Source organism: Kribbella pratensis, from assembly GCF_004366075.1.
Classification (GTDB): Bacteria; Actinomycetota; Actinomycetes; order Propionibacteriales; family Kribbellaceae; genus Kribbella; species Kribbella pratensis.
The window spans coordinates 1617456-1632613 of the sequence record NZ_SODU01000002.1 but is presented as its reverse complement, the minus strand read 5'-3'; the positions used below and the strand labels follow the sequence as shown (position 1 = coordinate 1632613).

The window sequence follows — 15158 nt, the reverse complement described above, 5'->3', positions numbered from 1 at the left end:
GTGCCACACTTCAACCAGGTTCCGCCTGTGACCACAATGAACTCAACCACCGCTGCGGCCACAACGCAGACGCCCGTACCACAGGAGGTCCACGATCGTCGGCACCTGAACCATTCCCGAAAGGACTCCGCCGATGAGGTCTAGGCCGATGCTCTGGGTCACCACGGCGCTGGTCGCGCTGGTGACCGCGACCGCGTGTGGCGCGACCGCGGAAAAATCCGACACATCGAACGCCGACAGCGGAAAGCCGGCCACCGGCCTGCGGCTGATGGTGCCGAACACCGCGGGCGGCGGGTACGACACCACCGCCCGGACCGCCGCGAAGGTGATGGACGACGCCAAGATCGCGACCGGCGTCCAGGTGTTCAACCTGCCCGGCGCCGGCGGCACGGTCGGCCTGCAGCGGATCGTGAACGAGAAGGGCAACGGCAAGCTCGCGATGCAGATGGGGCTCGGCGTGGTCGGCGCGACGTACACGTCGAAGTCGAAGGCGACGCTCACCCAGACCACCCCGATCGCCAAGATGATCGAGGAGGCCGGCGCGATCGTGGTGCCGAAGAACTCGCCGTACAAGACGATCCAGGACCTTGTCACCGCCTGGAAGGCGAACCCCAAGGGACTGGCCGTCGGCGGCGGCTCGTCGCCGGGCGGACCGGACCACCTGCTGCCGATGCAGCTCGCACAGGCCGTCGGCATCAACCCGAAGGACGTCAACTTCGTCTCGTACGACGGTGGCGGCGAGTTGCTGCCCGCGCTGCTCGGTAGCAAGATCGCGTTCGGGGCCAGCGGATTCGGCGAGTTCCTGGACCAGGTGGAGAGCGGTCAGGTCCGCGTACTCGCGGTGACCAGCGAGAAGCCGATCGACGCGCTCAAGGACGTGCCGACGCTGAAGGGCTCCGGGATCGACCTGGTGTTCACGAACTGGCGCGGCATCGTGGCGCCGCCGGAGATCAGCGACGGGGACAAGAAGGTCTGGATCGACGCGCTGACCAAGATGCACGACTCGCCGCAGTGGAAGGCCGAGCTGCAGAAGCACGGCTGGACGGACGCGTTCGTGACCGGTGACGAGTTCGGGAAGTTCCTCACCGAACAGGACAAGGCCGTGGCGGACATCCTGACGAAACTGGGCCTGGCGGCATGAGCACCGCCGAGACTCCACGCGAGGCTCGGCGGGACACAGCGCAGTACGGAGTGTGTGGTTTCCTGGCGGTGGTCGGCGCCCTGGTGATCGTCGACGCCGCCCGGATCCAGCACATTGCCAACAGCAACGATCCGATCGGCCCGAAGCCGGTCCCGATCGTGCTCGGCGTACTGCTGCTCGTGGTCGCCGTGCTGTACGCCGTCGACGTCGCCCGCGGCGGCACCGGTGCGGCCGAGGAAGGCGAGGACGTCGACGTCACGTCGTCCGTCGACTGGCGCACGGTACTGCTGCTGATCGCCGCGTTCGTGGTGAACCTGGTGCTGATCGAGCCGCTGGGCTGGGTGATCAGCGGGACCCTGCTGTTCTGGGGGTCGGCGTTCGCGCTCGGCAGCCGGCACCACATCCGGAACGTGTTCATCGCGGTCGCACTGTCGCTGATCACGTTCTACGCGTTCGCGATCGGGCTCGGGGTCAACCTGCCGGCCGGCGTACTGCAAGGGATTCTGTGATGGACAACCTGACGAACCTGCTGAACGGGTTCGGCGACGTGCTGACGCCGATCAACCTGTTGCTGGCACTGCTAGGAGTCACGGTCGGTACGGCGGTCGGCGTACTGCCCGGGATCGGGCCGGCGATGACGGTGGCGCTGCTGCTGCCGATCACCTACGGGATGGAGCCGGTGCAGGCGTTCATCATGTTCGCCGGCATCTTCTACGGCGGCATGTACGGCGGCTCGACCACCTCGATCCTGCTCAACACGCCCGGGGAGTCGTCATCGGTGGTGACGGCGATCGAGGGCAACAAGATGGCACGAGCCGGACGGGCCGCGCAGGCGCTGGCGACGGCCGCGATCGGATCGTTCGTGGCCGGGACGATCGGGACGCTGTTGCTGGTGCTGGTCGCGCCGCAGGTGGTGAAGTTCGCCATCAGCCTGGGCGCGCCGGACTACCTGGCGATCATGCTGCTCGCGTTCGCCGGTGCCACGTCGGTCCTCGGGTCGTCGCGGATCCGCGGCTTCGCGGCGCTGCTGCTCGGGCTGGTGATCGGGCTGGTCGGGATCGACAAGGTGACCGGCCAGCAGCGGCTCACGCTCGGGATCCCGCAGCTGGCCGACGGCATCGATGTCGTGGTGGTTGCCGTCGGCATCTTCGCAGTCGGCGAGGCGCTCTGGGTCGCTGCGCATCTGCGGCGGAACCCCGGCACGGTGATCCCGGTCGGGCGGCCGTGGATGGGCAAGTCGGACTGGCGTCGCTCGTGGAAGCCGTGGCTACGAGGTACGGCGTACGGCTTCCCGATCGGAGCGCTGCCGGCCGGCGGCGCGGAAATCCCGACTTTCCTCTCGTATGCGACCGAGAAGAAGCTGTCCAAGCACCCGGAGGAGTTCGGGCACGGTGCGATCGAGGGCGTGGCGGGACCGGAGGCAGCGAACAATGCGTCGGCCGCCGGCACGCTGGTCCCGATGCTCGCGCTCGGTCTGCCCACGAACGCGACTGCAGCGGTGATGCTCGCCGCGTTCACGTCGTACGGCATCCAGCCCGGACCGCTGCTGTTCCAGCGCGAACCGAAGCTGGTGTGGGCGCTGATCGCGAGCCTGTTCATTGGCAACCTGTTCCTGTTGCTGCTCAACCTGCCGCTCGCGCCGGCCTGGGCGAAGCTGCTGCAGATCCCCCGCCCGTACCTGTACGCCGGGATCATCTTCTTCGCCTCGATGGGCGCGTACGCCGTCAACGCGCAGCCGCTCGACCTGCTGCTGCTCCTCGTGCTCGGCCTGCTCGGGTTCGCGATGCGCCGCTTCGGGCTGCCCGTACTCCCGCTGATCATCGGCGTGATCCTCGGACCGATCGCCGAACGGCAGGCCCGGATGGCGCTGCAGCTGTCCAACGGCGACGTCTCGGGCCTGATCGGCGGGCCGGTCGCGTACGTGATCTACGCCGTGATCCTGCTGATGATCGCCTGGCCGCTGCTCGCCAAACTCCGCCGGAAAATTATGACGAAAGATGTCGTATATACCGCCTGACACTAGGTGCATGAACGATCTGAACAGGGCCTGGCTGGGTGTGGTCTCCGCGGACCACACCCGGCGGGCCGTCGAGGGCGGTTTCATCCAGCTCAATCACGGCAAGCGGTACGGCGTCGCGCGGCTGCGCGAGGGTGACGGGTTCGTGATCTACTCCCCCACCGAGCGGTACGGGTCCAAGGAACCGCTCCGGGCGTTCACCGCGCTCGGGGTGGTCGCCGACACCGCGCCGTACCAGGCAGAACCGATGTCGATGGGTGCCCGCGGCACGATCCAGCCGTGGCGGCGGCGGATCCAGTTCCTGCCCGTCCACCGCGCGGCGCTCCGCGAGGTCGACCTGAAGCTGACCCAGGCGCCGAACTGGGGCTACCAGCTCCGCCGCGGTCTGGTCCCGCTCGAACCGGACGATTTCGAGACGCTTCGCGAGGTCATGTCAATTTCTTGAGGTCGCGTCCGACGTAGGGGTATGACGACGACATTCAGGCGGTTGCTGATCAACACGTTGGTGGCGAACGTGACGACCACGTTCCTGAGCTTCGGCTTCGCCTTCTGGGTGTACCTGGTGACGCACTCGGTGCTCGCAGCATCGCTCGTCTCCGGTGTCTCGATGCTGATCGGCGCCGCCTCCGGGACGATCTTCGGCGCGGTCGTGGACTCGCACCGCAAGAAGACTGCGATGGCGCTGTCCACCTCGATCACCGGCGTGGCCTTCGCGCTCGCGGGCATCCTGTACGTCGTTGTCGGCCGGCAGCTCACCAACTGGCACGGGCCGTGGTTCTGGGCGTTCGCGCTCCTGGTCCTGGTCGGTAGCACCGCCGGCCAGCTCCGCAGCATCGCGCTCTCGACCGCGGTGACGTTGCTCGTCCCGGCCGACCGCCGCGACAAGGCGAACGGTCTCGTCGGCACGGTGAACGGCGTCGCGCACCTGATCACGAGCGTCCTCAGCGGCCTGTCGGTCGGCTTCGTCGGCATGGGCGGCACGGTCGCGATCGCGGTCGTGTTCACGGCCGCCGTACTCGTCCACCTGCTGCTCGCGATCCACCTCGACGAGCCGCGGCCGGAGCACCACGAGCGGACCCGGATCGACATCCGGAGCGCCTGGCAGACGATGCGCGACGTACCCGGGCTGCTGCCGCTCGTCCTGTTCAGCACGTTCAACAACCTGATCATGGGCGTCTTCATGGCGCTGATGGACCCGTACGGACTGAACCTGTTCTCGGTACAGTCCTGGGGCATCGTCCTCGGCATCACCAGCATCGGCTTCATCGCCGGCGGCGCCGTCGTCGCCCGCTTCGGCCTCGGCCGTTCGCCGCTGCGGCTGCTGATGCTGGCGAACGTCGGGATCGCGGTCGTCGGCCTGAGTACGGCGGCGCGCGAGTGGCAGTCGCTGCTGGTGCTCGGTATGTTCGGTTTCATGCTGCTGGTCCCGGTCGCCGAGGCGGCCGAGCAGACGATCCTGCAGCGGATGGTCCCGTTCGAGAAGCAGGGCCGGGTGTTCGGGTTCGCACAGAGCATCGAGACCGCGTCCACCCCGATCGCCGCCTTCGCCATCGGCCCGGCGGCACAGTTCCTGCTGATCCCCTACATGGACTCGGCAGCGGGCCGCACCACCTTCGGCTGGCTCCTCGGAGACGGCCAGGCCCGCGGCATCGCCCTGGCCTTCGTCGCGGCCAGCCTCCTGATGCTGATCGTCGTACTCCTGGCCTTCCTGAGCGCCGCCTACCGCCGCCTGACCCTCTCCTACGACTCCCAACTGGTGCCTGCGTAACACTGGTTCGCTATATGTTCGAAGCATGGCTGCCGTTGGAGATGAGGTTTCGGGGGGTGAGGCGCGGCGGATTGCGTTGGGGGCGCAGGGGTTCGGAGAGCCGCGAGGACGCGGGGATGTACGGCGTGTGCGGAAGGCTGTCCAGCGCGCAGGCGTGCTGCAGTTGGACTCGGTGAACGTGTTGTGCCGGTCGCATTATCTGCCGGTGTTCTCGCGGGTTGGGAGGTACTCGCGAGCGGGTCTGGACAAGCTGAGTTGGGGCGCGGACCGGGAGTTGTTCGAGTACTTCTGGGGCCACAAGGCTGCACTGCTCCCGTTGACGACGTACCCCTTGATGCGGTGGCGGATGCGGGCGGCCGAGCGGCAGGTGTGGGACGAGGAGCTGAGCCCGGACATGACCGCGCCGTGGTCGGTCGTCGAGGGAATGCGCCGGCTGACGGCGGAGCGGCCCGGGTACGTCGACCAGGTCCTGCGGATGGTGACGGAGCAGGGGCCGCTGACGGCGGGCGAGGCGAACCCGGACGGCGTACGGCGGAAGCGCTCCGAGCCGCATCCGGATCCGACGACCGGCACGATGTGGAACTGGCAGGACGCGAAGATCGCGATCGAGTACCTGTTCTGCGCGGGCCTGGTGACGATCGCGGGCCGGCGGCACTTCGAGCGGATCTACGACCTCACCGAGCGCGTGCTGCCTGCCGACGTACTCGACGCTCCGGAGCCGACCGCCGACGAGGCTCGTCGTGAGCTGGTCCGGATCGCGGCCCGTGGTCTGGGGATCGCGACGCTGAAGGAGCTGTGCGGTGTCAGCGGCCGGGGGCACTTTCCGTTGCCCGCAGCAACTGGTCGCGAGGTGGTCGGCGAGCTGGTCGAGGCCGGTGAGCTGATCCCGGTTCGTGTCGAGGGCGTGAAGCAACAGGCGTACCGCTGGCACGAGGCGAAGGACCGCCCGATCGACGCGCAGGCTCTGCTCTCGCCGTTCGACCCGCTGATCTGGAACCGCGACCGCACCCATCGCCTGTTCGACTTCTTCTACCGGATCAGCATCTACACCCCTGCCCCACAACGCATCCACGGCTACTACGTCCTGCCGTTCCTCCTGGGCGACCAACTGGTGGCCCGAGTAGACCTCAAAGCCGACCGTCAAACCTCCACGCTCGTCGTCCCCACCCTCACCCCCGAGCCGAACGCCCCCGACTTTGCCGAGCAGTTGGCCGCGGAGCTCCACCTGATGGCGGACTGGCTGGACCTCGAGCACATCGCCGTACCCGCCAATGGTGCTACCGCCCGCGCTTTGACTGAGGCCCTCGGCCGATCACGCCCGCGGTCCCAGTAGGAGCCAGGCGGGTGTCGGACCCTTGCCCTTCAGCTCGATCAGGCCGCGCTGTTCGAAGCTGTACCGATCCGACAGGCGGTCGTAGACCCGTGACGAGACCTGGATCGAGCCGGGCACACCATGACTCTCCAGCCGGCTCGCCGTGTTGACCGTATCGCCCCACAGGTCGTAGCTGAACTTGCGCTGCCCGATGACGCCGGCCACGACCGGACCGGTGTCCATGCCGATCCGCATCCTCACGGTGTGGAGGTCTGTCAGCCCCTGGCACACCTGCAGCATCGCAAGCGCCATCTCGGCGACAGCCTCGCAGTGATCGTCTCGCGGCGTCGGAACGCCGCCCGCCACCATGTAGGCGTCGCCGATGGTCTTGATCTTCTCCAGGCGGTAGTCATCGGCGAGCCGATCGAAAGCGGTGAAGACCTCGTCGAGCAACCTGACCACGTCCTCCGGCGGCAACCCGACCGCAAGCGGCGTGAAGTCCACAATGTCGGCGAAGAGCACGGTTGCCTCGGGGAAGCGGTCGGCGATGACCCCCTCACGCTGCTTGAGTCGGGCCGCGACCGCGGCCGGCAGGACGTTCAGGAGCAGACGTTCCGACCGTTGATGCTCCCGATCGCGCTCGCGAACGAAGTACTGCAGGAGCAGGTAGGCCACCAGCGACGGGCCCGTCAGGTTCCCGACGAAGAACGCGGTCTGCACGGCATCCGGAATCGCAGCCGGTTCGAGGATGGGCTCGATTACGGCAGAGATGGCCAAGAGGGCCAGGTATCCGGCGAACCAGACCACTGCCCCGCGCGCCCCCACGAACAAGACCGCGCCGAGTGCCGGCCAGAGACCCCAGAGCGACACGGCGCTCGACGCGACGAACCCGCCGAGCGACCACTGGAGGGCGAAGGGGAGCAGGAGCATCAGCGTCAGCTGGAACGTCCGGAACGGGACGTATCGCCGCGTCCGGGCGAACCAGACCAGCGAGGGGATCGTGACGACCAGGTAGCCCAACGGGATCGACATCGGGATCGGCAGGCCGAGGGCGAGGTAGGTGACGACCCAGAGTGGCGTGAGGACGCAGATCAGCGAGGTCGACAGCACGAGCGTCGACCGTCGGAGGCGCTCGTCCTCCGCATCGCCGTCGACGGCGCCGAGCGCTGCAAGGCGCTGGATCAGCAGCGATCGCTCCCGGCGGTTCGTCATGGTCCGCTCACGCCTCATCGTGACAGGAGCGAGCGGCTGCAAGCCAGAGGCGGCCGCCTAGCTGACCGAACGGATTCGGGTGACCAGTACGCCGGCGAGGAGGGTTACCGCGGAGGCCAGGAGGTAGAGGACCGGGTAGCCGCCCAGGTGTTTGACGATGGGGGCGGCGATGGCTGGGGCCAGGACCTGGGGGAGGGAGTTGGCGATGTTGATGACGCCGAGGTCCTTGCCGCGGTTGCGGGCGCTGGGGAGGACCTGGGTGAGCAGCGCGAAGTCGACGGACAGGTAGACGCCGAAGCCGGCGCCGAGGACGGTCGCTCCGAGGATCGCGCCCGGCCAGGTCGGCCAGATCGCGAGTACGACGCCGGCCGCCGCCATCACCCACCCGGACGCGGTGACGAACACCTTGCGCCGCGCCGACCGGTCCGACCAACGGCCGAAGCTGATCGCGGTCACCAGCACGCACACGCTGTAGATCGCCGTCAGGATCAGTACGCCGGTGTCCGGTTCAGCGACACCGACCTCGTCCTGCAGGTAGTAGAAGAGGTACAACGTCCCCAACGCATTACCGACGTTGAACAGGAACCGCGTCAGCCACGCCCACCCGAAGTCCGGGTAGCGCCGCGGGCTGATCCAGAAGCTCTTCACGAACTCGCCGAACACGAACGCCGGTCGCTCCGTCAACGTCGCATCGCCGCTCCGAAGCAGGTACGGCACGACGGACAACAGCAGGAAGACGGCGCAGGCGATGTACCCGAGGGTGAAGCTGTTGAACGCGGCGGCCAACGCTGTCCCGACCAATGCGCCGAGGACTTGAGAGATAGCGACCCATCCGCCGACGGCGCCGCGCTGCGTGACCGGGACACGGTCGGGGACGACGGCGGTCGCCGCGGCGAGCAACGCGTTGCCGAACAGCTGCATCAGGCACCAGCCGATCAGCATCAACGCGATCACGTGCGCGCCCGACAAGATGCCGAGCCCGATCGCGCCACCGACCGCACCGGCGACCACCCACGGGACCCGGCGTCCGTAACGGGACGTGGTCCGGTCGGACATCGCACCGAAAGCAGGGTTCGCAACCACCGAAACCGCCGCGCCGACGCCGGTCACCAACCCGAAAACGTATTCCTTGTTGCCTGGAGCAACAGTCTCGGACTGCTTCGCGAGCAGTACCTGAATCGGGCCGAGCCAGGCCGCGAACACCCCGACGTTCGCCAGTACGACGGCCGCGGTCCAGCCGCCCCGCACCCGGACAGTCGGTTCCGCCAGCGCGGACGGCACCACGCCCGGCTCGGGAATCATGGCCGACCCGGAACCGATCGACTCTGGGCTATCAGGTCACGGAACCAGTGGTACGACGCTTTCGGCGTCCGCTCCAACGTCTCGAAGTCGACGTGCACGAGCCCGAACCGCTGCGAGTATCCGGCCGCCCATTCGAAGTTGTCCATCAATGACCACTGGAAGTACCCGCGGACGTCGATCCCGTCGTCCATCGCGACCTTCAACGACCGCAGATACCCGTCCAGGTAGTCGATCCGCCGCTGGTCCGACACCACCCCGTCGACGGGCTCGTCGTTGATCGCGCACCCGTTCTCCGTGATGTAGATCGGCGGCAGCTTGTCGCCGTACCGCTGCTTGAAGATCCGCAGGATCTCGCCGAAAGCATCCGGCACGATGGGCCAGCCGAAGTCCGTGGTCGGGTACCCGGGCAAGGTCCGCGGCTCGAACGGCAGGCCCGGCGGCAGCAGCACGCCGTCGGTGGCCGCGGTGTCGGCCTGCCCGGTGGCGGCGCCGACGGAGACCGGCGCGTAGTGGTTGATGCCGAAGAAATCGAGCGGCGTCGAGATCACCGCGAGGTCGTCGGCTACCGGGCCGGGCATCGCGTCGCCCATGCCGGACGGGTACTCCCCGAGCAGGATCGGGTCGGCGAACAACCAGTTGATCAGGTTGTCGTACAGCGCGGCCGCTTCCTTGTCCTCCGCACTGTCGCTCGCGGGCCAGGTCGGCGCGTGGTTGGACGCGATGCCGATGCTCGGGGCGCCGGCCGCTCGCAGCGCCTGCACCGCGCGGCCGTGGGCGAGCAGCTGATGGTGCGCGACCGGGAGCGCGTCGAACAGCAACTCCTTGCCGGGGGCATGCGCGCCGAGCGAGTAGCCCATCAGCGTCAGCACCATCGGCTCGTTGATGGTGATCCACATCGGCACCCGGTCCGCGAAGTGCGCGGCCAGAATTCCGGCGTATTCCGCGAACCGGTCGGTGATGTCGCGGGACAGCCAGCCGCCCGCGTCCTCGAGCGGCTGCGGTGTGTCCCAGTGGTACAGCGTCGGCGCCGGCTGGATCCCGGCGCCGAGCAGCGTGTCGATCAGCCGGTCGTAGAAGTCCAGGCCGGCCGCGTTTCCCGGCCCGCGTCCCGACGGCTGGATCCGCGGCCAGGAGAACGAGAACCGGTAGGTGTCCACCCCCAGCTCACGCATCAGCGCGACGTCCTCGGCGTACCGGTGATAGTGGTCGCACGCGACCGCGCCGGTGTCGCCGCCCCGGATCCGGCCGGGCTCGGCGCAGAACGTGTCCCAGGTGGAGGGACCGCGGCCGTCCTCGGCCACGGCACCCTCGATCTGGTACGCCGACGTCGAGACCCCCCACCGGAAACCGGGCGGAAACTTGAGGTCAGCTGTCATTGGCATCGTCCTCGTCGGGAGTCGTGTCGGTCGGCCGCGGCGGCTCGGTCTTCCGGACGACCACCGCCGTACCGTAGGCGGCCACCTCGCTCATGGTCTGCGCGATCTCGTTGCAGTCGAACCGCATCGCGAGGATCGCGTTGGCGCCCATCTGCTGCGCCATCTGGCACATCCGCATCACGGCGACGTGCCGCGACTCGGCCAGCATCTGGGTGTACTCCGGCACCTCGCCACCGCCCAGCGACCGGAAGCTCGCGGTGAAGTTCGACCCGATGTTGCGGCTCCGCACGGTCAGCCCGAAGACCTCGCCGAACACGTTTTCCGCGGTGTACCCGGGCAGGTCGTTCATGGTCGAGACCAGCACCGGGTACGGCGATCCCTGCGGAGCGACGTGCGGCACGTTCGACGGAGCCTGCGGATAGCCGCCCTGCTGGCCGTAGCCCTGCTGCGGCTGACCCTGCTGCGGAGGACCCTGCTGGTACCCCTGCTGATACCCCTGCGAGGGCCCCGGCTGATACCCGGGCGGCGGCCCCTGCTGGTAACCGGGCTGCTGCGGCGGATACGGCGGGTTCGGGGGAAAGTTCTGGTTCATGGCCTAATCCTGACAGGCCCCGGGGTATCACCATCTGAAGACTTGCAGCTCGTACAGTGAATACCCGTACGACGTCGCGCGCTGGGTCCCCGTCACCCGCACATACCGGGCCGGTACAGCGCCGAACCGCACCACATCCACCCCACCGTCACCTGCCGTCGTCGCGTACACCTGCTGCCAGGTCGACCCGTCCCGCGACACCTCCACGCGGTAGCCCTTCGCGTACGCCGCCTCCCACCGCAGCACCACCCGGCTGACGGTCTGCTCGTTGCCGAGGTCAACCTTCAGCCACTGTGGATCGGACCAGACACTCGCCCACCGGGTGTCCAGTTTCCCGTCGACCGCCTGGGCCGGCGGGGAGTTGTACCAGCCCTTCTCGTAGCTGCTCGCGGTTGCCGTCTTCCCGACCGCCAGGTTGCTGACGTCGTCACCCCGCTTCGCCGGGAACTCCACCACCTGCTGGTACGTCGGCCGGTTCACCCACGCGATCCGGTCCTGGGTGATGCCGCCCATCGGGTTGTGCGCGATCTGGTCGGCGCAGAACTGATCACCCGCCGCGCAGTCCGCGGTCGCCGGGTACGTCGTCGACGCCGGCACCCTGGTTGCCGCCAGCAAGGTCTCGGTGAGGACCGACCGGCACGCGGCCAGCGCCCCGCCACCGCAGAACGTCACCGGCTGGGACGCCTGCACCGGGTCGCCGAGCACCTTCCGCAGATCCCGCTGGACGAAGCCCCACCAGCCGCTCTGGAACGCGGATCCCTGCGCGCCCGGCCGCTCGTCGATCTTCAGGTTCGCGACCAGGGCGCCGTACAGGTCCGGGCCGAGATCCTTGAACTCGGCCGGGACGAGCAGCGGCCACCAGGCGTCGAGGATCCGGATCGCGTCGGCGTCGACGTACGTCTTCGAGGACGCATTCGGGGTCTTCCGCTGCGCGCCGGCCTGTCCCCAGGCGGTCAGCTTCGTGACCGCGTCGGCGACGGCCGGATCGGTGATCGGCGCGGACTTGAGGACTCTCAGGAGATAGGGCAGGACCTGGTCGCCGCGGAGGTCGACCGTGGCCGCGTCCTCCATCGCCTCGACCAGCTTCCCGCGGGTGAACTTCTGGCCGTTGCCGATGACCGCCTTGATCCGGTCGTCGAGCGGCTGACTCCGGTAGACCGCGTTGTAGCCCCACTGCCCGTCCGAAGCGGAGAACCCGGGCGCCTGCTTGTTGTTCCAGCTGGTCAGGTAGTCCTGGTTCACCACCTGCGGATGCTGGGCCGACGGTGTATAGGTCGCGCGGTTCGTGGCCGGGTTCCAGCCCTGCCACTCGTACGCGCTCCAGCTCGGCAGGTTCGGGTCGGCGCCGTCCGCGCGGACCGGGTTGTCGCCGGAGTTGAAGTACGCGATCGAGTTCTTGTCGGTGTAGAACCAGTTGAACGTGTAGCCGATGTTCGCCGCGGCCTTCTGGAAGTCGGCGGCCGAGTGGATCTTGTCGGGGTCGTTGAACTGCATGAACCCGAGCGCCGACCCCGCCTCGTTGCCGTACGTCGACCGGTTCTTCGTGAACAGCACCGGCTTTCCGCCGACCGTTCCGCGGTGCGTGACGATTCCGTACTTGGTGCGCAGGGCAACCAACGTGTACGACCCGGCGGGCTCCGACGAACCCAGGCTGGAGTACCACGCGTTGTGTCGCTCGAGCCGCTCGATCGGCACGCACTGACCACGGAAAACGTAGTACTGCGAGGTCTTGGTCGGCGTCCCGCCGTTCGGCTCACACAGCGGTACGGCGAACGTGTCGGTGATGTCCTGCCCCGCGGACGTGGCGCTCCACGAGTAGTCGGGGCCGCGACCGATCAGCGTGTAGAAGTTCAGGCCGGCGAACGCGATCCCGCGCGAGCTGACTCCAGGACCCTGCAGTTCCTGGCGGAGCAGCAACTGTGGGGCGAAGTACCCGGTCTGCGGGCCGTAGACCGCGATCGGGTTGCCGGACCGCGTGTGCGCGCCGGAAACCAGCAAGGCATTCGACATGCCCTTCTTTCCGAAACCTTCCGGAAAGAGTCCGCCATCGAACATTCCGCGCAGACTTTCCGCGCCCTTCGGCGCCGGCGCGACGGTTGCCGTCTTGCCGACCGTCTGGTCGACCACCTCAGGCTCCGGGGTGACCGAGCCGCGGTCCGGCAGCGCGCGGCCGGACGGGTTCGGGCCGGTGGTGCCGTCCGGGAAGGTCGCGCCGTTGTGCACCGTCGTACTGGCCTCCGGGTCGTTCTGGGAACGGAACGACTCCCACACCTTGGTGCCCTGGGCAACGCCGTACTTCGCCTGTGCTTCGAGGAGCGCGAGCGCGGACGTGACCTCCGCGCCGCCGCCGGTGCCGAAGATGCCCGCTACCACGGCCGCGGTGGCGACCACGTCGGTCACCTTCCAGTGCGGCGTCGGCCAATCGAGACCGAGGGCGATGTACTCACCGGGGTATGCGATGCCGACCGTGTCGATGTAGTGGTTCACGCCGTCGACCCAGGCCTGGATGTCCTGTTGCATCTTCACGCCGTCGGCGCCGTACAACTCGTCCGCGTCGTCGAACTGCCGCTGCAGGTCGGCCTCGGTGTACGGCGCGGTCCGCCAGAACTCCTGCTCGAACTCGCGGTTCGCCGCCGCCCCACCCGCGAACGGAGTCAACTGGCCGCGCCCGAGATGCCGGAACACGTCCATGACGAACAGCCGGTCCTGTGCGCCGACGTACCCGGCACCGAACATCGTGCCCAGCCGGGTAGTGCCGGTGATGTGCGGGATTCCGCGCGATTTGTCCCGGACGATCGTGACATCACTGCGCGGCTTCACCGTGCTTGCCACGTCATCCGGTTTCACCCCGAACGACGAGTCGTCGTAGTACGGCGCGAGGCCGGCGTCGGTGATGCCCTGTGCGTTCCAGACCAGGTCCTGATACGGCTTCACCGTGTCGCTGAAGTGCGCCGGCCGGACCCCTAACGCCTTGAAAGCAAGGAGATCCGTGAACGTGGCGTTACCGTTCTGACCCGGCGGCAGGATGTCGCGACATTGCTCGAGGCAATAGTCACCGGGGCTCGCGGCAACGGCTTGCGACACCACTCGCGGTGCCGCTTGGGTCGGCGCGGGCAGGGCCGCGAGGACGGCGGTGACGGCTGCCACGGCGAGCGTCGTACGAAGGCGGGTTCGGAGTGCGGGGCGGGGCACGGTTCCCTCCTCAGGTCGGTGAAAGTGAGAATGACTCACGAGTAGCTTTCGGTCAAGATCTCGACTGCTCTCAGGCTCTCGCCAATTGCAGTCCGTCACCACTACGCTCAGCAACACCATGAGCATTCACGATCGTTATCGGTTGAGTGTGGTGATCAACGCCAAGGGGACGTACACCCCGCTGGGGGTGTCGAGGAGCTCCGACGGGGTGGCGGCGGCCGTCGCACAGGCACTGCCTGAGTTCTTCGTGATGGACGAGCTCGGCGACCGCGCCAGCGAAGCCATCGCGCAGGTGACCGGCGCCCAGGCGGGCGCCGTCGTGCACTGCACCGCGGCCGGTATCACGCTCGCGGTCGCGGCCACGATGACCGGCGGCGACCCCCGGCGGACGGCGGCGTTGCCGGACACAACGGACATGCACAACCGCGTCGTCCTGCCGGCCTGCCACGTGATCGACTACGGGCATTCCAACCTGCAGGCCATCCGGCTGGCCGGCGCGCACGTGGACCTGGCCGGCGACGAGGACGGCTGCCCGATCGCCGACCTGGAGGCCGAACTCGACGGGCCCGACATCGCCTGCCTGATGCTGGTGTCGTCGCGGTTGACGACGGGTGCGCCGATCGATCTCGTGGCCGCGATCCGGGCCGCGCACCGTCGCGGCGTACCGGCGATCATCGACGGCGCGGCGCAGTTCCCGCGGATCGCGGACCTGCTCGCGACCGGCGCGGATCTGGTGCTGGTGAGCGGGCAGAAGTACCTCGGCTCGCCGACCGCTGGAATGGCGGCCGGAAGCTGGTCGCTGGTGCAGGCGCTGCGGGCGCAGGAGAAGGGCATCGGGCGGGTCATGAAGCCGACGAAGGAAGCGATCGTCGGCGTCCTCGCGGCACTCGAGGAGTGGCAGGCCTTCGACCGGATGAAGTGGGAGGCCGACGAGCTCGCCAAGGTGGATGCGTTCGTCGCCGCGGTCGCGCGGATCCCCGGCGTCACGGCCGAGGTGGTCCCGGACCCGACCGGCCTGCAGGTGTCGCGGGTTCTGCTGAAGGTCTCCGACGCCAAACGCGTCGCCACCGAGCTCGAGGCCGGCACGCCACCCATCTACGTGATGACCGACCGGATGGCCGACAACGAGCTGATGCTGGAGCTCATCCCGCTCGACGCCGACGAGATCTCGACCATTCTCGCCCGGCTCTGGGCAGTCCTGACATGAGAAGGCCCTGATCCCCCTTGTTTTACAGGGGAATCAGGG

At 68.1% G+C, this 15158-nt stretch carries 12 protein-coding genes; 7 read left to right on the top strand and 5 right to left on the bottom strand.

What is annotated here, in order from left to right; all coding sequences use genetic code 11:
* The first annotated feature begins 133 nt into the window (after nt 1–133).
* The 6 genes from EV137_RS22815 (at nt 134) to EV137_RS22790 (ending at nt 6259) form a co-directional block, all read left to right on the top strand.
* Nucleotides 134–1141 carry a Bug family tripartite tricarboxylate transporter substrate binding protein gene (locus EV137_RS22815; RefSeq protein WP_134003435.1) on the top strand — a complete coding sequence of 336 codons (1008 nt, stop codon included), beginning with the start codon at nt 134–136 and terminating at the stop codon, nt 1139–1141.
* Nucleotides 1138–1650 carry a tripartite tricarboxylate transporter TctB family protein gene (locus tag EV137_RS22810; RefSeq protein WP_134003433.1) on the top strand — a complete coding sequence of 171 codons (513 nt, stop codon included), beginning with the start codon at nt 1138–1140 and terminating at the stop codon, nt 1648–1650. The genes EV137_RS22815 and EV137_RS22810 overlap by 4 nt, the downstream gene beginning before the upstream one ends.
* Nucleotides 1650–3158, top strand: coding sequence for a tripartite tricarboxylate transporter permease (locus tag EV137_RS22805; RefSeq protein WP_134003430.1), 1509 nt, complete (start codon nt 1650–1652; stop codon nt 3156–3158). The genes EV137_RS22810 and EV137_RS22805 overlap by 1 nt, the downstream gene beginning before the upstream one ends.
* Nucleotides 3159–3168: 10 nt before the next feature.
* Nucleotides 3169–3603 (top strand): EVE domain-containing protein, encoded by a 435-nt coding sequence (locus tag EV137_RS22800; RefSeq protein ID WP_134130655.1) that lies wholly within the window; start codon nt 3169–3171, stop codon nt 3601–3603.
* A 21-nt stretch (nt 3604–3624) separates the two neighbouring features.
* Complete coding sequence (locus EV137_RS22795; RefSeq protein WP_134130654.1) at nt 3625–4926, top strand: MFS transporter; 1302 nt, start codon at nt 3625–3627, stop codon at nt 4924–4926.
* 127 nt (nt 4927–5053) lie between these two features.
* Nucleotides 5054–6259 carry a winged helix-turn-helix domain-containing protein gene (locus EV137_RS22790; RefSeq protein WP_238175496.1) on the top strand — a complete coding sequence of 402 codons (1206 nt, stop codon included), beginning with the start codon at nt 5054–5056 and terminating at the stop codon, nt 6257–6259.
* On the opposite strand, the gene EV137_RS22785 is transcribed toward EV137_RS22790, so the two are convergent.
* The 5 genes from EV137_RS22785 to EV137_RS22765 are packed head-to-tail and all read right to left on the bottom strand — an operon-like array spanning nt 6239 to nt 13912.
* A complete protein-coding gene (locus EV137_RS22785) occupies nt 6239–7450 on the bottom strand; it encodes an adenylate/guanylate cyclase domain-containing protein (protein WP_134130652.1) in 1212 nt (403 codons plus the stop codon). The genes EV137_RS22790 and EV137_RS22785 overlap by 21 nt on opposite strands.
* A gap of 57 nt (nt 7451–7507) precedes the next feature.
* Complete coding sequence (locus EV137_RS22780; RefSeq protein WP_134130651.1) at nt 7508–8752, bottom strand: MFS transporter; 1245 nt, start codon at nt 8750–8752, stop codon at nt 7508–7510.
* Nucleotides 8749–10128 (bottom strand): GH1 family beta-glucosidase, encoded by a 1380-nt coding sequence (locus EV137_RS22775; RefSeq protein WP_134130650.1) that lies wholly within the window; start codon nt 10126–10128, stop codon nt 8749–8751. The genes EV137_RS22780 and EV137_RS22775 overlap by 4 nt, the downstream gene beginning before the upstream one ends.
* Nucleotides 10118–10720, bottom strand: a complete 603-nt coding sequence (locus EV137_RS22770; RefSeq protein ID WP_134130649.1) for a YbjQ family protein — start codon at nt 10718–10720, stop codon at nt 10118–10120. Before EV137_RS22770 ends, EV137_RS22775 begins: the two co-directional genes overlap by 11 nt.
* 27 nt (nt 10721–10747) lie before the next feature.
* Nucleotides 10748–13912 carry a penicillin acylase family protein gene (locus EV137_RS22765; RefSeq protein WP_238175495.1) on the bottom strand — a complete coding sequence of 1055 codons (3165 nt, stop codon included), beginning with the start codon at nt 13910–13912 and terminating at the stop codon, nt 10748–10750.
* Nucleotides 13913–14030: 118 nt separating this feature from the next.
* Between EV137_RS22765 and EV137_RS22760 the strand changes: the two genes are divergently transcribed.
* Complete coding sequence (locus EV137_RS22760) at nt 14031–15119, top strand: aminotransferase class V-fold PLP-dependent enzyme (RefSeq protein ID WP_134130647.1); 1089 nt, start codon at nt 14031–14033, stop codon at nt 15117–15119.
* Nucleotides 15120–15158: the final 39 nt, after the last annotated feature.

Coding starts and splice junctions, on each gene's coding strand:
- EV137_RS22785 (WP_134130652.1), bottom strand. CDS start 7,450: ATGACGAACCGCCGGGAGCGATCGCTGCTGATCCAGCGCCTTGCAGCG.
- EV137_RS22775 (WP_134130650.1), bottom strand. CDS start 10,128: ATGACAGCTGACCTCAAGTTTCCGCCCGGTTTCCGGTGGGGGGTCTCG.
- EV137_RS22800 (WP_134130655.1), top strand. CDS start 3,169: ATGAACGATCTGAACAGGGCCTGGCTGGGTGTGGTCTCCGCGGACCAC.
- EV137_RS22810 (WP_134003433.1), top strand. CDS start 1,138: ATGAGCACCGCCGAGACTCCACGCGAGGCTCGGCGGGACACAGCGCAG.
- EV137_RS22795 (WP_134130654.1), top strand. CDS start 3,625: ATGACGACGACATTCAGGCGGTTGCTGATCAACACGTTGGTGGCGAAC.
- EV137_RS22760 (WP_134130647.1), top strand. CDS start 14,031: ATGAGCATTCACGATCGTTATCGGTTGAGTGTGGTGATCAACGCCAAG.
- EV137_RS22770 (WP_134130649.1), bottom strand. CDS start 10,720: ATGAACCAGAACTTTCCCCCGAACCCGCCGTATCCGCCGCAGCAGCCC.
- EV137_RS22815 (WP_134003435.1), top strand. CDS start 134: ATGAGGTCTAGGCCGATGCTCTGGGTCACCACGGCGCTGGTCGCGCTG.
- EV137_RS22780 (WP_134130651.1), bottom strand. CDS start 8,752: ATGATTCCCGAGCCGGGCGTGGTGCCGTCCGCGCTGGCGGAACCGACT.
- EV137_RS22805 (WP_134003430.1), top strand. CDS start 1,650: ATGGACAACCTGACGAACCTGCTGAACGGGTTCGGCGACGTGCTGACG.